The sequence below is a fragment of the Limnoraphis robusta BA-68 BA1 genome, from assembly GCF_034932365.1.
Classification (GTDB): Bacteria; Cyanobacteriota; Cyanobacteriia; order Cyanobacteriales; family Microcoleaceae; genus Capilliphycus; species Capilliphycus robustus.
In genome coordinates this window covers 122,475-146,609 of record NZ_JAYGHR010000061.1, presented here as the reverse complement: position 1 = coordinate 146,609, position 24,135 = coordinate 122,475, and the positions used below count along the sequence as shown (strand labels likewise).

Genomic DNA, 24,135 nt, shown 5'->3' with positions numbered 1-24,135 from the left:
CTAATTAATTTGAGGAATTCATTATGCGATACTTATTTGGTAACTTACTCACCCATTATGCCCCCGCTTCTCTAAACCGAGGAGAAAATGAGGGAAATGAACAACTGATTCAACAAATTCTCTGGCAATGTGAACCCCATACAACCATCTCTCCCTTCAGTATTCGTTGGAAAGTTCGCTATCAGTTTCAAGAGCAAGGAGAGTCGGTTTACGAAAAATGGGATGAAGTTCAAAGAATTCGTATCCTACAAAGTAAGAGTCACAGTGCCGAAGATTATATTGATGATGATGTGATGGGATTTATGGAAACCGAAGCGGCTAAAAAAAATCAAAAAGGTACAATTAATGCTCGTTGAGGAGGGTTGGGAATCAATCGTGCTATTTCTTTGACTCCTTACGATGGAACCACTTTTACATATTACAATAGTCGAGAAAAAGACAACCTTTCTATTCACCGGACAAATGTACATAACACCTGCTATCAATATTGCTTCGCGCTAGACTCAAATCACCTTATTAATAAATCTCGTATCATTAATGTGATCGATGCTTTTATTAATCTGGGTCAAGTCGGTGGACATTATAACGACTCTTTGTTCGACTTTTCCCCAGAAAGTGTTGTTTTTCGCTGGACAAACGATAATTGTCCTCGATTTCTTTACTGTTTTCAACAGGATGATGAAAATCAGAAAGTCATTGCTCCCAAATTAGTCGAACAAGTGGATGGGGGAGATATTGAAGCCAAAGAATTATGGATTGGTGGAGAAATTGTCAATCGACTCAAAATTGAAAATGCTCATCTTTTTAAAGGAGTTAAAAAGACCACAGAAGAACTTAAGGAAAAAATTATTCAAGATTTAGACTTAAAAGCATAAATTAGAGCCGGATTAAAAATTATGAAATCAGTAGCTATTTATATTGATGTTCCCACGGCTACCTTTCGCCAATCTCATGCTAGAGAGTATGGGAAAACTTATCTCTATCCTCCTCACTCAACGCTGTATGGACTCTTGCTCTCTTTGGTTGGAGAAATGGATCTCGAAAAGCATTGTGGTGTTCAATTGGCGATCGCAATGCTCTCTCAACCTGCCCAATCTAAAATCTTACGAACTTTACATCGCTTTAAGTTTAAACTCAAAAATCACGAAGGGAATAAGCGACCAGATTATCAAGAAGTATTAACGGATATTCGTTTTATTGTGTGGGTGAAGTCAAACCAAGACAAAAACAATCCAAGTTTACCAGAAAGACTTGAACAAGCATTCTTAAATCCTGACTCGATCAAACGATGGGGTGTACTGTACTTGGGGGAAAGTGATGATTTAGTAAATGATGTGAAGTTAGTGAATGAAGATTTTTCCATTAAATCTAGACAATGGTTACTCAGAGATGATGGGGGCCAGATTACCTTACCGTACTGGGTCGATCATTTTAATTTTCAAGGGACACGGTGGTTTCGGTATTGCCTGCGAACCATTGCTTGTCAATCTCCTCCGGAATCGGCATGGACAACTATTCAAAACTGAAATTACAAGGATCTCTGGCTGCGCGGGAAAATCGGACGGGAAAAATAGCTATGAAGCTTATGGAGTAAGGAGTTACAGGTTGTTCCAAACCGAATAGATACTTGTAAGTCTCTGATAGCAAGGTTTTCAGAGTTGGCAAGAAAGACAAGATTAAATTTTTTAGTAGGTTCTTGAGTTATTGTGAGGAAGTGCCTGTATAGTTTAGACAGAATTCAGACCACAGAAGGCTTTCAGCTTGTGCTGTGATCAGTTGCTTGATGTCGTAAGGCGTTACTCACAAGACACCGAAGAAATTGTAAAAATTCTAACTCAAGTGATCAGTTGCTTGATGTCGTAAGGCGTTACTCACCTTCTGAATTCAGGGAAATATATGTCAGTCATCAAGGGGTGATCAGTTGCTTGATGTCGTAAGGCGTTACTCACTGTCTTCGGGTAAGACCTCTAGCAGATGGTCAACGTGATCAGTTGCTTGATGTCGTAAGGCGTTACTCACATTCAGATATCATTCTTCACGAATGGGCGGATTCTGTGATCAGTTGCTTGATGTCGTAAGGCGTTACTCACACAAGCTACGGGGTAACACTGGCAACGATTTTTTAGTGATCAGTTGCTTGATGTCGTAAGGCGTTACTCACAATGATGAGTTTAAGCATCCGATTTTTGATTATCACTGTGATCAGTTGCTTGATGTCGTAAGGCGTTACTCAGGGCAAGGAGATCGAGGAAATTCGCGCTTGCTGTCAAGGTGATCAGTTGCTTGATGTCGTAAGGCGTTACTCACACAAGCTACGGGGTAACACTGGCAACGATTTTTTAGTGATCAGTTGCTTGATGTCGTAAGGCGTTACTCACCCCATGCGGGGTGAGTTAAAATAATATCAATAAAGTACGTGATTCAGTTGCTTGATGTCGTAAGGCGTTACTCAGAAGTTTTCAACGCCAATTCGGTAACACTGCACAGTGTGATCAGTTGCTTGATGTCGTAAGGCGTTACTTACTATCGGAGAAAATTAAAAATAATTTACAGGTTATTGATACTCATGGGTTACGGTGAACCAGCGCAGTCTTGGGGGTTCCCCGAAGAGTAAGACAGACCGCCCCACCGTGCGCGTTTTCCCGCCCTCGCAGACGGCACGAAAGCCCGCGTATTGTCGGCCATCTAAATTTACCAACTTTATTATTCAACCAAAATTGAGTTTTGAGGATCGGCTAAGATATGCTCTTTATAAATTTACCAACTTTATTTTTCCGGCTTGTGTTGAGGTGAACGAAAAATCAGGCGTTTGAGAGAGAGAAATTTACCAACTTTATTATTTCACTACAGGAATTGTTAAAGTCCCCCTAATTTCGCTATTTGGTGCAGCCAATATCGCGCCCAAAGACAACAACCTACAAGCGTTTGCCGACCGATTCCTCTACAAACCCTGGCTGCAAGATCTCCAAAAAGAATCCAACACCCTCAAACAAATCCACCGGGAAATTAATGGTAACGACCCCAAAATTACCACGACCTTCACCCTAGCCGAATTAGAGGAAGCGCAGCGACAAATAAAAGCGATCGCATTTCCCCAACCAACCGCCGAAGCCTTAGCCAAGATTGTCGGCTTTCTTAAGGCTCAGAAGGGTATCGTTATCAGTACCCGCAAAGTTCGCTGGTTGGTGGGATTTTTGAAAGCGATCGCCTGGATTCGGGGAGAGCATAGCTTAGGCCGTCACCTGTTGCCAGAATTTTTACCCGACTGCTGTTGGCTGAAAAACTATGACTCAGAAACTCACGACATTGAGGAGGTTGCCCACCTGGTTTGTCCCGAACCCGCAAGCATTGCCAAAGAAATGACAAGCAAACTCGTGCGCGGAATTAAGCAAGTTTACCGAACTGATTGACGAATGGAAACGGTGTCAAAAATCGGGCAACAGTGCGATGGCTCGACAAAAATCTTCCCAAATCGACAATCAATCGCGGGTTCTATCGGGTCAGTTTGCCAACGTCATCCAAGCCATTGAAGATTTGCGTTCGACCGCAAGTAAAGGGTCTGTCCTCTCCCTCAACGCCCAACTCAAGAAGCTTCAGGGTCGGGAGAGATGAATTTGACCTCTTGGGTGATTTAGACCGCCATTTCCCGACCATTTTGTAATCAATTGGGGTCGAATTGACCCCCATCCTCCACACACAAACTTAGTAATAAGGAAGCACCATCATGATGAGCATGACCTACATTAATCTTGCCGATATCGTTTTCAATGAATCTAAATTTGAGCGTCCGAGTTCCAGCAAAATTCAAGCTTTAGCCGACAGCATTCTTGAAGTTGAGGGACTAATTCACCCGCTTATTGTTGAGCAGATAGATGGCGTTCACATCACTTTTCGATTGATTGACAACCCCGATAATTATTGGAAGTATTTGGCGGTGGAAAAAGCTTTTGAAATGAATCGCCGTCACGACTTGATTAATTGCTTTGTGATCAGCCCAAAATCGGGAAAAGCTGGCTACGAACACGCTTATCCAAAAGGTTTGATTGAGCGGCAACTGCGTCTTCTTACATCCGAACTTGATAACAATAATTCTCGGACTCGCTTGGATGCAATGCAGTTGGAGATTGACAGGTTGCAGGCGAGTTTAAACAGCTTACGTTCATCTCTCTAAAGCGTTGAAAAACGACGGTTTCTAAGGGTGCATTTCTACTCACAAAACTTTTTCGTAAAATCGACACATTTCTGATCTATTGGGAGGCACAAAAAATGAATGCCACAATCACAACAATTCGCAAAGTTACCTTAAATTTCTTTGACCCAAGCTGCAACAGTAATAAAGTTTGGATTGGGACTGTTACCTCTGAAGGTAAGTTCATCGCCGAATGGGGGCGGGTACTCGAAGGCAGTCATCGGCAGTCGAAAACCAAACAGTTTCCCTCTATTTCTCAAGCTGAAAACGAACTGGATAAAAAGATAGCTGAAAAACTCGGCCTTTGGCTATCGATACACTGAAACCGTTGACGAAGGAGCATCGGTAATTCCGGCTCAAACTGATTTAAAACTCATAGCAACTGAGCAGATTAAGGGCGCGAAAACTTGCAAGACTACAGGGGATTTAGTCGAGTATCTCGTCTTATAAAACATTCGCGGCTATTTGTGATGTAACCTCCATTAAATATAACTCCCAATCGGGTCAGTTCCGCACTCCTTTGGGCGTGTTAAACGGGCGTGCAATTGCAACGGCTCGAAACTTGCTCAACCGCATTTATCAACGCCATTCAGAAGATTTAGTTACCGAGTATTTTCGCTTGGTTCCTAAAGACAACGGAGATGAAAATTCCTTCGGCTACTCAACTGTTAACCACCCGCGCAGAAATCCAAGAACAAGAGCAAATTTTAGACGCGCTCCAAGCAGTAATTTCAGCCTCGCTCCCAACATCCGAGAAAGTATTTGAATGCTCTTTAACCAAAGTTCCCGCTTCCACCGCATTCGGGCGCTCAAAATTCCGCAAAATTCGTAAACTTTTCGAGTCTACCAAAAACCCTTATCACCAAGCTTACAACTATCACATTCGTAGAGTTTATCAGGTGGATATGCCCACGCAAAATGCCGCTTATGACAAAAAAGCGTGCGCTATTGGTAACGTTAAACCTCATTGGCATGGCACTTCAACCGCCAATTTATTAAGCATACTTAAAGGGGGCTTAATTATTCCCACCTCAGCTTGCAACGGTCGGATGTTTGGACACGGCATTTATGGTTCCGAATGCTCTACAAAAGCACTTAATTATTCGGTAGGAAGTTGGGCGGGAAAGAAATGCGAACGGGTGTTTGCTTTGCTTTGTGACTTTGCAATGGGGCGGGAATATAAACCGACTCATTCTGACCGCAATTTCCCCGTTCGTGGCTATCACAGCACTTATGTTTCTCCCGGTTGTGCGGGAGTCATAAACCCGCGAAAGTATCGTTTACGATGTTGCTCAAGTCCGAATCAATTATTTGGTGGAATTTGAGTATTAATTAATTATACAGGGAAAGTTTTACAGTTATCACCAATTAATAGTTTTGGATACTGTAGCACTTTCTCTTGTCCGAAAAGGATTGATCAGATCTACTTCACCAGAATGATGAACAACAAAGAATTGGAACGGATACTCACTAAAATTGAAGTTTTGACTTTTGAGCTTCCCAAAGAATGGAGAGAAAATTTTAAGCCGATTCTTGCAGAATGCCAAAAAGATTTAACAGCAATAATTTTGATTGAACGGCACAACAACCAGAACTCGGAGTGATTTACAAAATTTCCATAAACCCTTGAAATTCCGCCCGAAAAAAGCACCTTTTTTTAGCCAATTTGCACCGACTATAAACACATTAACCTTAAGATTTAGAGGGGTTAGATACGGGAAATATTAAGGTTGCAATTGGGAGTTTTAAGTGATAAGATATCTCCAGAGTATAGCCGCGATAAAACTCCCCGCAACATTCAAGTCCGAGTCCAAATCAATGGAGTCTCTCTCAACATAAAGATTCGCTTCGAGAAAGGAGTAACAATTATGCTTAAACTTGGTTTCGTACCAATTCCTCGCCCCCAATATCTATTCATTGGTAAGATCCGAGAAGGAGATGCAGTTGGTGATGATGCAATCGCCTGCAAAATATATCAAGGCAGTTCTGTGGTGAAATTCGACTGGGATAACTCTATTACAGTTGAAGCGGGAGTAAGAGCGATTGCCGCTCGATTTCCTCAACTTGATGTCAGGATTGAAGGTGAAACGATGAACAACACAACTACTCGTCAATACCAGCATCAATCCTCAACAAATAACGGTAACAAAGCAAATTATTCCTTTAATCAACAACAAACAGAAAGGGCAGAACTGGAAAGGATTTTAGGTCAATGGTTGAATTATCATCGCTGGAACAAACATAAGTTTCAGACAAAGATTCAGGAACTGTTTGGGAAATCTAGTCTGAACTTATTGAGCAACGAGGAAATCCGAAAATTGATTAACGTTTTAAGCCAATTGAAATCTACAACCACAGAGTTTTAAGCTGAGGAGATTAACCCGGTTAAATTCAGCGTACTAGCGGGCCGCTCCCGTCCAACATTAATTATGAATTCACAGAACCTATCCGAACAAATTCTTTCTCGCATCCAGCAGGTTGATGAAAAAATCATTAAACCTCAATCCCGATTATCTTCTGAGGGTTTTAAGCCGGAACAAACCCAACTGCATCTTTGCTTTCTTAAAGGCAGGAGAAGGGGATTGATGGAATCTTTGAAACTCTTGAATGAAACTTGGGGGTCTTCCAATGAAACGGGTTTAAAACCCTATTTAAAGCGTCTGGGCAGAACCCCCGAAGAACAACTTGCACTGAATCAACCTGCGATGGAGTGGTGCGAAGAACGATTGAATGCCCTCAAATCATTCATGTCGCAAATATTGAACGAGGGCAGAAGGCAGAGGGCAGAGGGATTGCGAGAGCGGGTTCTTCCCTATGGCACCGATGGGCGGTTTGAGTTATTTAAGTCTTCTAAAAAATTTGATGCCGACGTTGGCAGAAGGCAACATGGTTTTCCAACTCAAGACCAATTGCCAACTTGATCTAAAAAGCTACGATTTTTTCTTTTGAGTTGAACTTGATAAATACTGTTTTTAATCGGGATATTTTCAATCGGACTAAATATTAAGAATTTGCGGATTGTTAGCCCTGCATTTACTTCCGGCGATCGCAAATCTCTCCTTGTTTAGTTTCTCATTTCATTTTTCCTGTAACCTTCCAAGTCGTGTCAGAAAAGCGATTTGACTTAAACGCAGGGTATGAGTCAATAGCTCCCCACTTAACATTGTGATAGATTTATACTCCGGGTAACGAGAGTTATTGCTGAATTATTGCTGACCAAACACGCTTGATTATTGCTAATGTGGGTGAGTAATTAAATCGAACAAACCGACGATAAACCGGGATAAAAGGTAGGTTCTTCTGATTAAATCGAATCGCTAAAGTGCGGGCAACGGGAAATATATCCCGGCGATAGATATCAATTTCCCAAAACTCGATTAACATTTTCAAAGTATTTTTATCGTTAATATTACCCAAAGCAGAGGCCGCATACCTTCTCACATATGACTCCGAGTGGTTGAGGGCGGCAATTAAACCCTTAACCGCTTCGGCGTTGCCAATATTACCCAAAGCAGAGGCCGCATTACTTCTCACAAATAAGTCCGAGTCGTTGAGGGCGGCAATTAAACCCTTAACCGCTTCGGCGTTGCCAATATTACCCAAAGCAGAGGCCGCATTACTTCTCACATATGAGTCCGAGTCGTTGAGGGCGGCAATTAAAGGCTTAACCGCTTCGGCGTTGCCAATATTACCCAAAGCAGAGGCCGCATACCTTCTCACATCTGAGTCCGAGTGGTTGAGGGCGGCAATTAAACCCTTAACCGCTTCGGCGTTGCCAATATTACCCAAAGCAGAGGCCGCATTACTTCTCACATCTGAGTCCGAGTCGTTGAGGGCGGCAATTAAAGGCTTAACCGCTTCGGGGTTGCCAATATTACCCAAAGCAGAGGCCGCATTACTTCTCACATCTGACTCCGAGTCGTTGAGGGCGGCAATTAAAGGCTTAACCGCTTCGGCGTTGCCAATATTACCCAATGCAATAACCGTTGAGTTGATAAAACTTGCACTGGGATAGGATAGCCAAAATTGGTGAATATTCTCGATAATTTTTTGGGGTAAATCCGATTTTAAACCTTTGTCCGAACATTCGGCTAGACAGCGCCCCGCCAGCAATAAAAGGGTCTTGAAAATATCATCTTCCTCATCGGTTATCGCTTGCAGCAACGGCAGGGGGTCTTCCATCAATCCCGCCAACAAGGTCAGGGTTTCATGGGTGTCGTAGTTCCAAAACAGTTGCTTCGCCAAATCAACGGTATTGCTGGCATTCTGCAAATAAGAAGCGGTAAAATATTCCTGAAAGGTGCGATGGAGAAACAGATATTGATCGCCTTCTCGATCTAGTTTTTGGATAATACCATCCTGTTCGGTAAGTTCGTTAATCAGGTCGGAAGCGGTCTGATTTTTAAAGTTACTGGAAACGGTTTCGCTGCGGAGATAGTCGTCGATTTGTTGAGTCAGTTCGTCACTGGAAAAGACTTCTTTTCCCCCGTTCGTGAAGTGATAGGCGAGTTCTCTCAGGAGTTGTTTTTTAGAGGAGATTCGCGCCGGATTGGGAGGCTGTCTATCGTTATCCTGTCCCCATTTTTCCAGCATATATTCAACGGCTTTTGTATAAACTTGGCCGCGTCGGGCGGGAAGGGTTAAGCCTTGTTCTTGATACAAACTACACAGCAAAGACAATAAAAGCGGATTTTGAACTAAGCCGTTAATTTGAGGTTTATTTTTGAGTTCTTCTATCAGTCCTTCCGGTGTAATTTCTGCGGGGAGAGAAGCTTCAGCATTCTTAAACCAATATTGAATATATTTTTCCGTTTGCGGTTGGGTAAAGGGAACAATTTCCATCTCTTTTCCGCCCTCTACGAAAGTCCCACCATAGCCGACAATTCGAGAAGTACAGATTAACGAACAGGGATAGTTTCTCACAAAACGGTTCAGCTTTTCTTTGAGTTGCGGGCGTTGTTCTTGGGGAACTTCATCCAACGCATCCAATAATAGCAAACATTTTCCGGTTTCTAGCTTCTTTTTGAAAAGCGATGCAATTTTGGGGTAAATTTTAGGATATTCTTTTTGAATCAGTTGGGGAATGATCTCAAGGATTTCTTCTTCTTTTTTAGCCAACTCCGATAACCGCAAAAACACCGGAAAAATTACCTCATCTAAAGAGGGTTCAGAAGCGTTATCAGGGTTTATATCAGGCTGTAATTTCTCTTGTTGTTGTTGAGAGGTTGTAGCGGCTTCCATCCTTAAAAGGGTTGACTTTCCCATTCCCGGATCGGCTAATACAATAATATTTTTATGATCCTTTTTTGCATCTTTCCAATCCGCTTGAGTTTGTTGGGATTCTTCCGAACCTTTGAGGGCGTAAACTCGTTTGAGTTCGTCGATATCTTCAGTATAATACCCAATGGTTTCGATTTTTTTTCTTTCCAGTGTGACTTGAATGGGAATATATTGATCTTGAAGCGGTAAAGGTTCCTGACGGTGAAAAACTTTGATTTTGTTAAAGTTGTTTTCTATCTGTTGCAAAAAGTCTCTAACATCTTCGGGAGAAGTTATATTTTCCGGTTCATCTGCATCAGCCAAAAGGGGTTTGAACGGATGGATATTTTTCTTTTTTAAAAAAACGATAGTTTCATGTTCTTGGGTTCCTGCGAATTTAAGTTGAATTCGATTTTTTCCAAATTCAAAGGCTTTTTCAATCGATTCACCATTTGCTAATGCTTGATAAAATCCCGTTGAAAAGGCTATCGAAACGTCATCGTGAATATTCGCAGTTGTCCCAATAACGTAGTTAATATGTTTGTGAATAGCTTCGGCTTGTTCGTGAGAATGACAGGCGTTTAAGATGACACATTCAACGCGATCCGCAACTAATTTAAACAACTCCTCTAACGCTTCTGTAGTTACAAAACTAGCTTCTCCCTGTTCATCTTCTACCACCAAACCCTGATTTCCCGTTCCATGACCACTAAAATGAACAATTCTAGGTTTATACTCATGTAAAACCGATTGCAAATCTCCAGGACGCACTTTTTCTAGAGGTTTTAATTGCAATTTATCCCTAGCATTTGAATATTTTAGTTTTTCATCAATCGCCCGATATTCTCCCCCTAAGTTCAAGGAAATTGTAGATTTAGGATTAGATTTTAAAAATGCAATTGTCAGCATATTGGGGTCTAGGGATTCGGGGTTAAACCTATTATGTTGTGCGTGAAAGGAGCCATTTATGCTACCATTTTAACAGAAGTTAATTAATCGTCAATTGAACAACTGTCCACCTTGAACGGGATAGCGGTGTTGGGCCGAAGCGACCGAGCGATTGGCTTGCGGTCATTTCCTGCAATAGTTGTTGCACTTCAACCCTTCACAATTTCCCCAGATTTCCCGTTAATTTGACCGGACTCCCAAGCGAGTTAATACGGGTTGATTGGGGTCAAACAAGTCTAATTTATAATCTGTTAATGGTACATTTCTCCCATTTCCTTCGGCTACGGTAATCAAAAAGATAGAATTGCTATTGGGAGCTTTGATAATCTTCTCAATAAATTGGTTTTGTATGGTCTTTTCGTTCAAAACTTGGGCTTGATTAAAATTCGGTTGAGAAATACAAAAAAGCACCGCTCCGTCCTGATATCGACCCGCAGAGAACCAATAGATTTCATCTACAGCTTGAAATTCGGATTGGTAAAAAACAGTAAATCTTTCAACGGGTGGCAATTGTTGCTGTCTCTGGCAATTTTTATCCAGGTACACTTTGTTACCAGATAACTGTTCTTGAGCCAAAGTTCTTGGGGTTGTGAGCGTCCACATTACCCAGCCAACTGCCAAGACTAAAAGGAGTTTGTTTTTCATCAAAGTTTGATCATCTTTTAGTTAAACGCCGGAACTACACTTGCCGGAAAATTCGAGGTGTTAGGAGTGGAAATTTTCCCGTTTTCTGTGGTGTAAACCACGCCCCGATATTTCAACAGTTTGGGTTGAGATTGAGGTACATTCAGGGGGCGAGAAATATTATAACTTAATCCTCTGAACCGTGCAAAATTTTCGGTTTCAGTGGTTTCAATTCTGGGGGTGTTGGAGGAGTAAGCGATACCACGATAAGTAAGTTTATAAATTGAGTAATACTCCTAAATTGAATAACTCGTTTCTCCCTACTCAAACATACTTCTACTCGGTGAGAGCTTATGCAGTCATTTGTCTCCAAGTCGTCGCTCAAAAGTTCTTCCTTGTTTGAATGAACACTGGGGTAAACTGCGATCGCATAGTATTCTAGAGGCGATCGCAATTGTATAAAAACTGGCTCCCCTGTCGAGAGCATCAAAAGTTGCCAAGACCCCTAATGTGAGCAAGAAATTGTCTTGTTTGCGAGCATGGGCGTTCTTGTTTGCAAGCAACTACAAATACCAGTGAGAGTAGCCGCTTCCCCCGCTTTATACCCCACCTGTCGCGATAAAGGAAGGGATTTGTTGTAGTGTGAGAGCGCAATTTGTTTGTCTCCCAAATCTGAGTAGACACCGCCAATATTGTTGAGAGTGGTCGCTTCCCCCGCTTTATTTTCAACCTGTCGCCATAAAGGAAGGGATTTGTTGTAGAATTCGAGGGCTTGCTGTTTGTCTCCTAATAAATCATAAATTCTACCCAGTCCTAACAAACTAATCGCTTGTCCTTGCAAGTTTCCCGCTTGTCAATACAATCGTATAACCCTCTTATAGCAATTCTTGAAAATAGGACTACAGATAGGATGATAATTAACGCTCCCTTTTCCGTCATTTTTGTTGATAGCAATATTGCTGACTACCAATCTCTAGTTAACAGCGTCGAACCAGAGACAAAAGTAGTGATCTTGGATTCCAACCGCAATGGTGTCGAGCAAATTACTGAAGTATTAGCTAACTACGATAATTTAGATAGCGTACAAATTCTTTCTCACGGAGATTCAGGCGTTTTACAGTTGGGGAATAGCAGCCTAGATAATGGTAATATTGAGAGCTATGAAAACCAATTGCAACAGTGGGGAAAAGCCCTAAGTGAAAATGGTGATATTCTTTTATATGGTTGTAATGTCGCAGAAGGCGAACAAGGACAAGCTTTTATTAATCGCTTAGGAGAGATTACCGCAGCAGATATTGCTGCTTCTGAAGATTTGACCGGTAATAGCGATCTGGGGGGAGACTGGGTATTAGAAGCTACGACGGGATTTATCGAATCACCTCTAGCGTTTCAAGTTGAGGCAATGTCTGCGTTTAATTCTGTATTGCAGACTTTTACAGTTACTAACGCTAATAATAGTGGTGCGGGTTCTTTACGACAAGCCATTCTAGATGCGGAAAACAATAATAATGGCGGGACAAGAGACATCATCCAAGTAGATGAAGGTTTAACTATCAATTTAACTGATAGCCTGCCAACTATTAGCGAGGATGTTGATATCCGAGGTAACGGCCTTGTAATTAATGGCTCGAACCAACATCAGATTGTAGCAATTAATGGCGAAACCGACGCTACCCAAATAATCTTATCCGATCTTTCCTTAACAGATGGTAATGCAAGGGGTAGTAATGGAGGAAGAGCAGGAGGCGGTGGCTTAGGTGCTGGTGGTGCTTTATTTATTAACAACGGTACGGTAATTGCTAATAATGTTGAGTTTACTGACAATAGTGCCGTTGGTGGCAATGGCGGAAGTGGAGCAGGAGGTGGCAGCGTTGAGAGCCGAGGTACAGATGGACTTAGCGGGGGAATTGCCAATGTAAATGGTACTGCTTTTAACAACAGAACTGCTGCTGATGGTGGAACGGCAGGTAATGGTGGAACGGGAAATGGTAATAGTGGCGGTAGTGGTGATAATGGTGATAATGGTAGCTTTGGCAATGGCGGCGGCGGCGGAGGCGGCGGAGGAGGCGGCGAATCTGGTGGATTGATAGAAGGCAGGGGTGGTTTTGGTGGTGATGGTGGTGATGGTGGTTTCGGCGCTGGTGGCGGTGGCGGTGGCGGTGCTGGAGCAAATCCTAATAGGCGAAGAAGAAGAAGAAGAACGGCATTGGGAGGCGACGGCGGTAATGGCGGAGCATTTGGTGGTGATGGCGGTGACGGTGCTGATGTCGCAACAGGTTCGGGAAATCCTGGGCTTGGTGGTCGTGGTGGCGGTGGTGCTGGACTCGGTGGTGCTATCTTCGTCCAAAATGAAGCTGAGTTAATCTTGCTCAATAGCAATTTTTCTGGTAACTCAACTGCGGGAGGTGCAGGTGGGAATAACGGTCAGGCAAAAGGTAGTGACATTTTTGTCAGGGATAATGCTACCGTTTCTCAGGCTAATACCAATATTGCCACGGGAAATAACCTAGATAATGGTCGCGTCTTTGGTGACATCAGCAATTTTATTCTGCCCACAATTAATATCGCACCGGTCGATAATTTATCAGAAATTACACAGAGCGGTTCTTTCAATCTTTCCCTGGATGCAAGCTTACCCATAGATTTAATAGTTAGCTACACCGTTACGGGAACAGCTACCAATGGCGAAGATTTTGAAATTCCCAGTAGCGTTACAATTCCTGTGGGAGCAACACAAGGTTCTATCGAGATTGAAGTAATTGACGATCGCATTTTCGATCCCGATGAAAATATCATTGTCACCTTGGAAGATTCCCCACTTTACAATCTAGGTGCTTCTATTTCTGCTGAATTGGCTATTGTGGACGACGAACCAGATATTAGCCTTGATGGGACAGATGCAGTAGAAGGGGAGAGTAACGGTCAGTTTATCTTTAATTTAGACCCGAATGCTCCTGAAGGTCGTCAGTTAAGCTTTAGCGTTACTGGGGGAACAGCCGAACTAGATACAGATTATAGGTTTCTCAATACCGACGATGAGCCGATATTTACCGATGAAGCTGGTAGTTTTTTCCTAGATATTTCTGGTGAAGAACAAGTTGTGGTTAAACTAGATGCCACAGGAATTACGGGGGGGATTCCCGATTTTGATGATTCGGCTGCTGAAGGAAATGAGACAGTAGAAATTACTCTCAACGAGAGTGAAGAGTATGGTGGTGGCGGAAATACCATAACTGCCAATATTATTGATAATGACAGTCCCCCGATAATTGATGTTGTTGCAGGAGATAATGCTACTGAAACTGATTCTAACCCCGGTGTTTTCCAGCTTAATTTCTCCAATCCCTTACTCAGTAATGGCGAGAATGATGACGAGGATACCATCTTTAACTTCACTATCGGTGGAGATGCTACGCGAGGTGAAGACTACAACTTGGTCTTAGTTGCTAATAATAGGTCGCGAGATATTATCGGCAACAGTTTTTCCTTACCAGAAGGTACGACTACCGCCAGAATTGAAGTTAGACCCATTGATGACAATAATGAAGAAGTCAATGAAAACGTTACTTTTACCCTCAATGAAGGAGAAGGATACGAACTAGGGGAAACATTAGCAGAACTAACCATTGAAGATAGTGGTAGGAATGATGCGGATAATGTAGTCGGGGTGCAAATTAGCGAATCTCAAGCTTCGACTAACCTCATAGAAGGACAAACTACGGATAACTATACGATCGAGTTAACTAGCCAACCGACTAGCGATGTCACCATTAATTTTGCTACCGATACCACTCAGATAGAGAGTATTAACCCCATTACTTTTACTCCTGAAAACTTCAACATCAGGCAAAATATTACAGTGGTTTCTGTTGATGACAATATAACCACAGAAGACCGCACTTCGGTTATTTCCCATACTGCAACCAGTGACGATAATGCTTATCAGGGAATTACCATTAATGAAGTTACTGTCAATATTACCGAAAATGATGTTCCTGGGATTGTTATTGGTAATGGGAATAATTTTACAGTAACCGAAGGGGAACTAGGGGAAACCTACACCATTGCTCTAGCAACCGAACCCACAGCAGATGTCACTATTAGTTTTGGCATTAGCGACGATATCGAAGCCATTGCACCCATAACTTTTACTCCCGAAAACTTTGCAACTCCTCAAGAAGTTATAGTTACTGCTGCGATAGATGATGAAGTAGAAGAAACGGAATTTCAAAACATCGCTCACATTCTTGAGAGTGACGATCCTGTTTACAACGAATTAGAAGTACAACCCCTTCCCATTGCCATTAACGAACTCAGTTTCGATAATATCGAGACAGCAGGGGGTTTAAATAATGCCCTCAATTCGATTCAAGATTCGATTGACGCTCAGTTTCGAGCCATTGAATTACCCTTTATTGGTTCTCTAGAAACTCTCGCACCAGATCTAATCGGTAGTTTCCAAAATACCTTAATTAATCGGGTGCAGACAGGAGGAATATTAGACGTAGAGAAACTTAGCGGGTTAGTGGAAGAAACTCTTGAGGAGATTCTCGATGTTGATGTGGAAGCGATCGCAACTCTCTCCGAAGAAGAAGCCACTTTTGATATTACAGTTGCTAAAGAATTTAACCTTGCCAATATCGATCTGGATGCGGATTTAGGTTTGCCAGGATTGGGAATTGATGTTGATGGTAGTGTCGATCTCGATTTTGATTATCAATTTGATTTTGGGTTTGGCATTAACCAAGAATTCGGTTTCTTTATCGATACAGAAAAAACTAACTTTACCGCAGGAGTCGATCTGGGTTTGAGTGATGATTTCCAAGCAACGGGGAATCTCGGCTTTTTGCAACTCGATTTGGTCAATGATGAAGAAAACCCCACGGCTGTCATTGCTGATTTTACTTTAGGACTCAATGACATTGATGATGAAGATTCAAATAATGGGGAAAATTCAGATGAAGAAGAAGATTTAGATGGTGATCGCCTGACTAGCACAGAACTTAGCAATGCTTCTTTTGATGACATATCTAACCTGTTTAATCCCAGTGCTTCGGCAACTGCCAATTTGGGGTTAAAAGCCGTCACGAGCATCCAAGCGGATACTGCTTTTCCTAGTATTAATTTCGATTTGGCTGGGGAATTTGGCTCGTTTACGTTTGAAGATGGAGAAGCCGTTGGCGATTTTTCACCGACGATCGCATTTAATGACGTGCAACTAGATTTAGGTAGTTTTCTCTCCGACTTTGCTCGCCCCGTAATTGGTAACATTAACAGCATCATCGATCCTTTTCGTCCTATAGTTGATTTTCTCAACTCCGATACGGAAATCCTCAACGATCTTAGGATCGCGGACGGTTTGGATGATAATGGTGATGGTGAAATTAGCGTGATTGAATTAGCGCTCGGTATTGCAGAATTGACGGGAAATACTCCCAACGCTAACTTTCAGGAGGCTTTCGATCAAATTACCGAACTGTTCGCTCTGTCAGATGCTCTCAATGAATCGATCGCAGGCGATGAAGGCATTCTCATTGATGTGGGTTCTTTCGAGTTGGGCAATTTTGACCCTAGCGATCCCGATGCCGATCCGAGTGAAGTTGAAGCAGATCAAACCGAGTCCGCACTAGATTTAGAGCAACAACTCGATGATGCTCCCGATGATGGTAGCGGAGATATCCAAAAAGCAAATACCAATAGAATACTTAATAACGATAATTTCGATATTCCTTTAATTAACAATCCCTTGAGCGCGATCGACTTGCTCTTGGGTAAAGATGTCGCCCTCTTTACTTACGATCTTCCCGCTTTAGAAGTTGGATTCGACGTAGAACAAAGGTTTCCCATTTTTGGCCCGATTAGCGGTTTGTTAGAAGGGGATTTTAATGTCGCTTTGGATCTCGCTTTTGGCTTTGATACCTTTGGTTTCAATCAATGGTCTGTTAATAATTTCGACCCCTTAGAATCCTTTAGAGTCCTCGATGGTTTCTTTGTTAGCGATCGCGAAAATCCAGACGGTACAGGGGAAGATATCGATGAGTTGGTTGCTACCGCTACTATTGCAGCAGGATTGGGTGTAAATCTTGTTGTTCTTTCGGGCTTTCTCAAAGGAGGTTTAGAAGGGATTATCGGTCTGGATTTGATTGATGGTGGGGAAATTAACGGCACGGATGATGGCAGACTGCGGGCTTCGGAGATTGCTTCGCGCATTACTACACCCTTTGAATTATTCCAATTAAACGGTATCGTTAACGCCTTTTTGGGTGCAGAAGTTGACTTGTTTGGTAGGACGGTATTCGAGCAACGAATTGCTACTTTCCCCCTCGCTGAATTTAGTATCGGGGGCAAAGGCAATAGTTTTAGTAGCGTTATAGATGGGGTAATTTCTGGCGGTACGGTCTTTTTTGATGCCAACTTCAATGGCATTCAAGACCCCAACGAACCCGTTACCATTAGTAATGCCGATGGTAGTTATGATCTCGATATTCCCTTCTCTCCCTTCGATCTTAATAGTAATGGTGTTATCGATCCCGAAGAAGGTAGAGTGATTATTGTTAACGGCATTGATATTTCCACTTCGTTACCACAAACTGCACCAATTATTACAACTCCCAATGCGACCGTTGCCACTCCTTTAACTAGCTTAATTAGTGAAATCGCCAAACCCGATTTAGATACAGCACAAGCAGAAGTAATTAATGTTTTCGGTTTACCTGAAACTAGCGATTTGTATAATGATGACCCCAAAACTTCTGAACTATCAGTATTGGGTTTACAATCTCAACTGCAAAATTTGATTATTTTAGCCACCCAAACTATTGCTGCAACAGCTTTTACAGGACAAACCATCAATAGTAGCAATATTTTGACTCAAGATGGTTTAATTTACCTTGATAACAATAATAACCAACAGTTTGATGATGGAGATTTAGAAGTAGTTCAAGCTGATGATGGATCTCGTTTATTCGATGTTAATGACAACGGAGAATTAGACAATAACGAGGTTTCTTCTACAGTAAATGAAGCACAAATTGCCAGTGCTATTCTGCAAGCAATTGTAACCCGCGCTAAGAATGGAGAAGCCCCCGATCTTACCGATACTGATACTGTAACTGCTATTATTAACGAGGCTTTAACCGTTGCAATTGCTGAAGACCCGAACACCAATCTCGACGAAACAGCAATCGCTAATCTGACAGCAACTATAGTTGAAAAAAATCTCGCCATTGAAAATATCTTAGGTAAAACCTTTCTTTCTGAAGCCGAACAAAGACAGCAAATTACCAAGCAGTATGTATTTATTGATGTTAACGATAACGGCGTACAAGATAGTAATGAACCTTCTTCTTTAGTGGATGAAACAGGCGGGGACGAGCTAGATATTACTCCTTTTGACACCAATGAAAACGGTCTGTTAGACGTGCGAGTTGTCGTCGAAGGAGAATCCCCAGATTATGTTTTTGTAGATAGTAATGCTAACGGTGAATTCGATCCTGACGAACCCTTCTCTGTTGTTAATCCTAGCGGTGAAAACAACTTAAAAATTGATTTTATTGATAATAATGGCAACGGTGTACAAGATGAGAATGAACCCTTCTTGATCGCTTCTCCTCTCAATCCCGATGGTACTGAAGTTGCAATTTCTCCTTTCGACCTTAACGAGAATGGGGTTTTAGAACTAGGAGAAGACGATAACAATAACGGTATCTTAGATCCAGGAGAAGATAATAATGAAAATGGTGTCTTAGAATTAGACGAACTAGAACAAGTAGTGCTTGAAAGTACGCCCGTAGATCGATGGTCGTTTGTAGACAGCAATGGCAACGGAGAATTTGATCGCGGAGAACTCTTCTCTCCTGTCTTTGATGATGGCACAAATCTCCTCGATCCTTTTGTCGAACCAGCTAAATTATTTGTCGATGTTGCACAATCTCCCGAATTAGCTGGCGGATTCCAACATCTAGTCACCAATCCTTTAGCAACCATCTCCCGTCTACTTACTGAATCTACCGATACCGCAGTAGCTCAAGACCGAGTTAAAAGCGCATTAGGACTATTAGAAGATGTGGATCTGCTCAACTTCGATGCTTTACAAGCAGCCTCCGACGACGACCCCAACTGGCTAGAAGTCTATGCAGCACAAGTTCAGGTACAAAATACCCTCGTTCAAATAGAGGCGGTAACGGGAGTTGACGAAACCGAAATTATTGAAGCGCTATCAAATGAAATCGCTAACTCTGAAAATCTCGACTTGAGCAACTCAACTCAAGTAGCAGGAATTATCGACGAACTTGCTCCCGAATTAGAAGATAATACTGTTGATGGTGCAGCAGAAATCATTACCAAAGGTAACAAACTCATTGATGATATTACTGCCGATGGAACTATCGAAGACCGCGAAAAATCAATAAAAATCGTCCAAGTACAGCAAGTAGCCCAAAGCGATGACCCAGAAGGTACAGTAGAAGATTTAGTAGAATTAGGTACGAGTTCGAGAAATATTACAGCAATTGTCGATAAAAATACGGGTGCAAAACTTACCGAACAAATTGAAAGCGCTGAAGAAATCGACCCGACTACCCGTCCCGACTTTAGCAATAGTCGCCCCATCGCTGAACCCGATTTTGCAGATACTGAGATTGCGACATCAGTCACGATAAATGTTTTAGACAACGATAGCGACCCAGACAACGATGCAATTGAAATTGTAGATATTTTTGCCTCTGATAATGCGGAAGTAGTTATTAACCCAGATAATACCCTTACCTACACTCCCAATAATGGTTTTACAGGAGAAGACATTATCTTCTATGCGATTCAAGATAGTAACGGCAATGTTGATAATAATATTGTCACTGTGACAGTTAGACCTGCTGGAATTATCAGTGAAGGTATCAGTGAAGGTAATGGTGATAATGATTTTATTAATGGTAATGGTGATAATGATTTTATTAATGGTAATGGTGATAACGATTTTATTAATGGTAGTGAAGGTAACGATACTGAAACTGAACCAACCGTTACACTCACTCCTGAAACACTACCTGAACCCCAAAAGATCACAGGTCAAACCATAGAAGGTAGCGATCGCGATGATGAACTAATGGGAACAGAGGACAGTGACATCCTCAATGGAGATGGAGGAAATGATTTCATCTTTGGACTTGAAGCACAAGATCATCTCTCTGGCGACGCAGGAAACGACTGGTTGAATGGAAACCAAGGCGATGACTTCCTTGAAGGCGGTGAAGGAGATGATACCCTACATGGCGGTAAAGATAATGATACTCTGATTGGCGATCGCGGCAACGATGAACTCTGGGGAGATAATGGAGAAGATATTCTAACTGGGGTAAATCCCGAAACCAACAATCCAGGAGTTGGGGAAATTGATACTCTCCAAGGCGGAGAAGGTGCTGATACCTTCGTTTTAGGTGATGATCTCCAATTCTATTACAATGACAATACGACTAATCCCGGTTTTGGTGATTATGCTCTCATCGTCGATTTTGATGCCGAAAATGATACGATTCAGTTGCATGGAAATCGTCAGGATTATCGCTTAGGAGATCAACCCGACGGCTTACCTTTTGGTGCTTCCCTTTACTGGATTAATGGAGAACAAGAAGAATTAGTTGCTATGATTCAAGGCACTCCATTCCCCAATCTAGAAGAAGATTACTTCACTTTCGTCTGATGAGGTAATATAGCGCTACGCGCTAGGCAAGAGGCAAGAGGCAAAAGGCAAAAGTGAGACTAGAAAAGATTTTCAGCTTCTTAAAAAGTTTGGCGGGACGGAAACCGACACCGCCACGGCAGTTGCTCTACTTGGGGGGACCCCAAGACCGCACTGCCTCAACTTTTCGCTTTTACTAATGTCCTAACCATAATGCGTAGTGCTATAACCGTTGAAGAGTATCAGCAGTACAGTCCCCAAAAAGTTAAAATAAAATGGCTCCCGTCAAAAAGATGGGAGTTTTCTCGCTGAGAGTGATGAAATATAAATTAAGTTGGTTGAAGAATTAAAAAATCAATCAATTTGATATAATATTATTAGTTTAGAGTTTTCAGGTCAATTATGCCAATTGTCAGCGAAGTTCCCGAACACCTAAGACGAGTTGAATATAAGCGTTCAACAAAACGCGGACGCATATTTGCAGAAGACCGTTATACTCAGAAAAAACTGGATGAATGGGAAGCGCAAGGGGAAGAAAAAGCCCGAAAAGGATACCCCCGGTTTAAAAAGCTTCAGAAACAGTTTATCAATACCCACCCCACCTGGTACATTGCTATCGATGTCGATTGCGGTTATTACTTATTAGATGAAGATTGGGAGAATCTGTTTTGGCGAATTAAGCGATACTGTCCTAAAGTTTCGTCAATGATCATCTATAAAATTAATAGTGAAGATGGAACTTGGGGGAATATTTAAAACATTCAATGATTCACGGACAATTTCGAGAAGATGGTGGTTTAATGTTTGAAGTGGGTTTGGTTACTTCCGATGGAGAAATTTTGACAACCGATGTACTTTTAGATACAGGGTTTACCGCAGGTTATTTAGCCATTGATAAGCAAGATCTTGAAGCCTTCGATTGGGAATTAAGTGAATCGGATGTGATGATTCCGATAGCCCAAGGAAAGGGTCGGTTTGATATTTACGATGGTCTAATTATTATTGATGGTAGACAGTTTGCTATTCCGGTGCAAGTCGGAAAAAGCTTGCCTGAGATTATTATAGGAGTTAAATGGTTAAAGTTATTTAATCTTGTGGTTAATTATCCGAATATTCTGACATTAGAATATAAAGGTTAAGCGGCGCTGAGTTTTCTTCTAAAAAAAGGATTCAGCCATCATGTGGGTAATGGTGGCAATCTAAATATTAGAGCAAACGATATAGAATTAACAGGTATTTCTGCAAATACTCAATCTCCGAGTGGCTTGTTTACATTAGTTGAACGTAGGGCTGAAGGTGACGGGGGAAATATCAGTCTTGACACTCGCCGTCTTGTCGTTCAAAATGGAGCGCAAATAGGCCTAGAAACTACTTCTATGGGAAATGCCGGAGAATTAAATATTCAAGCAGATGAAATTAAGTTAATTGGCGTTTCGGAAATTCGGGAGGTTTCTGAAGATGAATTTGCTCGAACTCCCAGCACTATATTTGCCGTGGTTGTTGATACATCAGGAACAGGAAATGGGGGAGATTTAATTGTTAACGCTAGAACAATAGAACTTGTTGGAACTTCTCGTCATGGTCAGATTGTTAGTGGTTTTATAGGCTCGGCTCAACGAAATTCTTCATTTTTGGAACCCAATTTCGTACTCAACAAACCTTAGCGAGTGATATTACCGCCACTTCTGAACTCGGTGCTTCATTTAGCGGAACGGTTAGCCTGAACTCAGAAATTGACCCCAGTTCGGGATTAGTTGAACTTCCTCAAAGCGTTGTTGACCCGGTGGCGCTAATCGCTCAAGACCCCTGCCAAAAAGGTCGAAATAGCGCATTTATTATTACTGGACGTGGAGGAATTGCACCAAACCCCACTCAAGATTTATTGGCAGTTCCAGAGTTAGAATTATCTCTGATTGAACCTGTAACTCCTTCAGTTAATAATTCCCCGCAACGTCGTTCACAACAATCAAAAAAACGAGATAATAATCCGATTGATTCTAGAACTATTGTTCCGGCGAGGGGATGGATAAGAACTGAAAATGGAGATGTTATATTAGTGGGTTATGACCCAAAAAATACCGGAATAATTCGCCAACAAAACCAGGTCAATCAATGTAATCCAACCCCTGAATAAAATTTAAAGTCCGGCTTCTATTCGCGCTTGTTGTAAATCTTCATTAAATCCCAAACAATTCGACCAAGAGTTTAGATAATCAAAGTCTAGGGATTCTCCTTGTACTTTCAATATCCCCAAAATATCTCGCCATTGTTTATCCGATTGAACAGAACTTCTCCACTGAAGTTTATTGAGAATTATATCTTCTGGAGAGGCTAAATTAACCCGAATACCACCGGGAGTTTCATATTGTTTTCTGCGTTCAAATTGAATGCGTTCAAATTCATCATTATTTGCTAAAATAATATCAGCACGGGAAATCGTTTCAATATCGGTCACTTGTAATATTCGCATTCGACCTTCAATAATATCTTCCACACCCGGAACATAAAAACCCATCTGTTCTAACTCAGCCGCCAATACAATAATATCAGCAGGTTGAATAAACATAACAATATCCACATCACGAGTTGTCCGAACTTCTCCATAAGCGATCGCAGCAACACCCCCAGTTATATAATAGGGAATATTTAGCGATTCAAAAATGGGGTGCAATTTTTCAGCCAAAGCAATTGAATCTTGAATCCAATTCATTTGATTTTGAGTAGAAGTTAAACCGGGAAAATCATTTTCTCCCAACCAAGCTAAAGCCAGCTTTTGAGCCAATTCTGCATCGGATAGCTGAGAAAACCGTTGGCGAAAACAGGAAATAGAAAACCGACGAGCATTTTTATTCATTGCTGCTCCCATTTCCAATCTCTGTGAGGGGGAGCGTTTTTTGAGTAACTCAAACCCCAATAAATCCACTTCGGGAGTTGTATCTAGCGATTGCGGTTTATAGCCAGGTTTCACTTTAAATTTCGGAATAGATGATTTCATTAATGCTTTCTTAAATGGGGCTTAATTCGTTGGAGAATGAGCCAAGCTTTATCGAGTTAATTGTGGGCTTGTTGCTGACGTTGTTTGAATTCGCCTTCTGAAAGGGGATTAACTTCAAACAGGTGTCCGGGTTTGATACTTCTTGGGAGTGAGCTTGCTTTGAGCATCGTTCTTGACAACAAACCGAGTACCGAGTGAGAGAAAAGCATTGATTATTTTCACTCATTCTACCACTATTGTGCATCTGTAGTGCAGAATTGGGCGGTTATGAGGCTTTATTTGAGCTTGGTCATGCCTCGGTGTGCGGCGTAGAATTAAGATTGAACTATTAGGAGTTTTTAGAGATCGAGGAAAGTTTGAACAGGTTCAGAAAATCGAGAACCACCATCTTGTGACCGGGGAGGCTCATTGTTGGGATTTCTTTGAACACAAGAAGATGATTGA

20 protein-coding genes and 1 CRISPR repeat array are annotated in these 24,135 nt (G+C 41.8%); of the genes, 15 read left to right on the top strand and 5 right to left on the bottom strand.

Annotation, left to right across the window (positions count from 1 at the left end):
* Window positions 1–23: 23 nt before the first annotated feature.
* The 10 genes from VB836_RS13975 (at window position 24) to VB836_RS13930 (ending at window position 7,110) form a co-directional block, all read left to right on the top strand.
* Entirely contained in the window at window positions 24–356 is a 333-nt protein-coding gene (locus VB836_RS13975; RefSeq protein WP_323219899.1) for a hypothetical protein, read from the top strand.
* A gap of 6 nt (window positions 357–362) precedes the next feature.
* Window positions 363–875, top strand: coding sequence for a hypothetical protein (locus VB836_RS13970; protein WP_323219898.1), 513 nt, complete (start codon window positions 363–365; stop codon window positions 873–875).
* 21 nt (window positions 876–896) lie between these two features.
* A complete protein-coding gene (gene cas5, locus VB836_RS13965; RefSeq protein WP_323219897.1) occupies window positions 897–1,526 on the top strand; it encodes a type I-MYXAN CRISPR-associated protein Cas5/Cmx5/DevS in 630 nt (209 codons plus the stop codon).
* 242 nt (window positions 1,527–1,768) lie between these two features.
* Window positions 1,769–2,524: a CRISPR direct-repeat array (repeat unit 36 nt; unit sequence GTGATCAGTTGCTTGATGTCGTAAGGCGTTACTCAC).
* Window positions 2,525–3,185: 661 nt separating this feature from the next.
* Window positions 3,186–3,410: a hypothetical protein gene (locus tag VB836_RS13960; RefSeq protein ID WP_323219896.1), complete on the top strand. Its 225-nt coding sequence runs from the start codon at window positions 3,186–3,188 to the stop codon at window positions 3,408–3,410.
* Window positions 3,411–3,447: 37 nt separating this feature from the next.
* Window positions 3,448–3,612 (top strand): hypothetical protein, encoded by a 165-nt coding sequence (locus VB836_RS13955; RefSeq protein ID WP_323219895.1) that lies wholly within the window; start codon window positions 3,448–3,450, stop codon window positions 3,610–3,612.
* 112 nt (window positions 3,613–3,724) lie between these two features.
* The gene (locus tag VB836_RS13950; RefSeq protein ID WP_323219894.1) at window positions 3,725–4,171 is read left to right on the top strand and encodes a hypothetical protein; all 447 of its coding nucleotides are present in this window, start codon (window positions 3,725–3,727) and stop codon (window positions 4,169–4,171) included.
* 95 nt (window positions 4,172–4,266) lie between these two features.
* Window positions 4,267–4,512, top strand: a complete 246-nt coding sequence (locus tag VB836_RS13945) for a WGR domain-containing protein (RefSeq protein ID WP_323219893.1) — start codon at window positions 4,267–4,269, stop codon at window positions 4,510–4,512.
* A gap of 318 nt (window positions 4,513–4,830) precedes the next feature.
* Window positions 4,831–5,514 carry a poly(ADP-ribose) polymerase family protein gene (locus tag VB836_RS13940; protein ID WP_323219892.1) on the top strand — a complete coding sequence of 228 codons (684 nt, stop codon included), beginning with the start codon at window positions 4,831–4,833 and terminating at the stop codon, window positions 5,512–5,514.
* A gap of 543 nt (window positions 5,515–6,057) precedes the next feature.
* On the top strand, window positions 6,058–6,555 hold the full coding sequence (locus VB836_RS13935; RefSeq protein ID WP_323219891.1) for a hypothetical protein: 498 nt from the start codon (window positions 6,058–6,060) through the stop codon (window positions 6,553–6,555).
* A gap of 63 nt (window positions 6,556–6,618) precedes the next feature.
* Window positions 6,619–7,110, top strand: coding sequence for a hypothetical protein (locus tag VB836_RS13930; protein WP_323219890.1), 492 nt, complete (start codon window positions 6,619–6,621; stop codon window positions 7,108–7,110).
* A 274-nt stretch (window positions 7,111–7,384) separates the two neighbouring features.
* On the opposite strand, the gene VB836_RS13925 is transcribed toward VB836_RS13930, so the two are convergent.
* From VB836_RS13925 to VB836_RS13915, 4 genes are all read right to left on the bottom strand, one after another.
* Window positions 7,385–10,357, bottom strand: coding sequence for a HEAT repeat domain-containing protein (locus tag VB836_RS13925; RefSeq protein ID WP_323219889.1), 2,973 nt, complete (start codon window positions 10,355–10,357; stop codon window positions 7,385–7,387).
* Window positions 10,358–10,576: 219 nt separating this feature from the next.
* Window positions 10,577–11,041: a hypothetical protein gene (locus VB836_RS13920; RefSeq protein ID WP_323219888.1), complete on the bottom strand. Its 465-nt coding sequence runs from the start codon at window positions 11,039–11,041 to the stop codon at window positions 10,577–10,579.
* A 17-nt stretch (window positions 11,042–11,058) separates the two neighbouring features.
* Window positions 11,059–11,304, bottom strand: coding sequence for a DUF4278 domain-containing protein (locus VB836_RS30365; RefSeq protein ID WP_407659672.1), 246 nt, complete (start codon window positions 11,302–11,304; stop codon window positions 11,059–11,061).
* Between the two features lie 221 nt (window positions 11,305–11,525).
* Window positions 11,526–11,861: a tetratricopeptide repeat protein gene (locus VB836_RS13915; protein ID WP_323219887.1), complete on the bottom strand. Its 336-nt coding sequence runs from the start codon at window positions 11,859–11,861 to the stop codon at window positions 11,526–11,528.
* A 69-nt stretch (window positions 11,862–11,930) separates the two neighbouring features.
* Here VB836_RS13915 and VB836_RS13910 point away from each other — a divergent pair, with 69 nt between their 5' ends.
* From VB836_RS13910 to VB836_RS13890, 5 genes are all read left to right on the top strand, one after another.
* Entirely contained in the window at window positions 11,931–20,717 is an 8,787-nt protein-coding gene (locus VB836_RS13910; protein ID WP_323219886.1) for a DUF4347 domain-containing protein, read from the top strand.
* 381 nt (window positions 20,718–21,098) lie between these two features.
* Complete coding sequence (locus VB836_RS13905) at window positions 21,099–21,452, top strand: hypothetical protein (protein WP_323219885.1); 354 nt, start codon at window positions 21,099–21,101, stop codon at window positions 21,450–21,452.
* Between the two features lie 8 nt (window positions 21,453–21,460).
* Window positions 21,461–21,835 (top strand): aspartyl protease, encoded by a 375-nt coding sequence (locus tag VB836_RS13900; protein WP_323219884.1) that lies wholly within the window; start codon window positions 21,461–21,463, stop codon window positions 21,833–21,835.
* 42 nt (window positions 21,836–21,877) lie between these two features.
* The gene (locus tag VB836_RS13895; protein ID WP_323219883.1) at window positions 21,878–22,360 is read left to right on the top strand and encodes a hypothetical protein; all 483 of its coding nucleotides are present in this window, start codon (window positions 21,878–21,880) and stop codon (window positions 22,358–22,360) included.
* Between the two features lie 119 nt (window positions 22,361–22,479).
* Complete coding sequence (locus tag VB836_RS13890; protein WP_323219882.1) at window positions 22,480–22,830, top strand: hypothetical protein; 351 nt, start codon at window positions 22,480–22,482, stop codon at window positions 22,828–22,830.
* Between the two features lie 3 nt (window positions 22,831–22,833).
* Here the strand turns inward: VB836_RS13890 and VB836_RS13885 are convergent, their stop codons facing one another.
* Window positions 22,834–23,691: a hypothetical protein gene (locus tag VB836_RS13885; RefSeq protein WP_323219881.1), complete on the bottom strand. Its 858-nt coding sequence runs from the start codon at window positions 23,689–23,691 to the stop codon at window positions 22,834–22,836.
* Window positions 23,692–24,135: the final 444 nt, after the last annotated feature.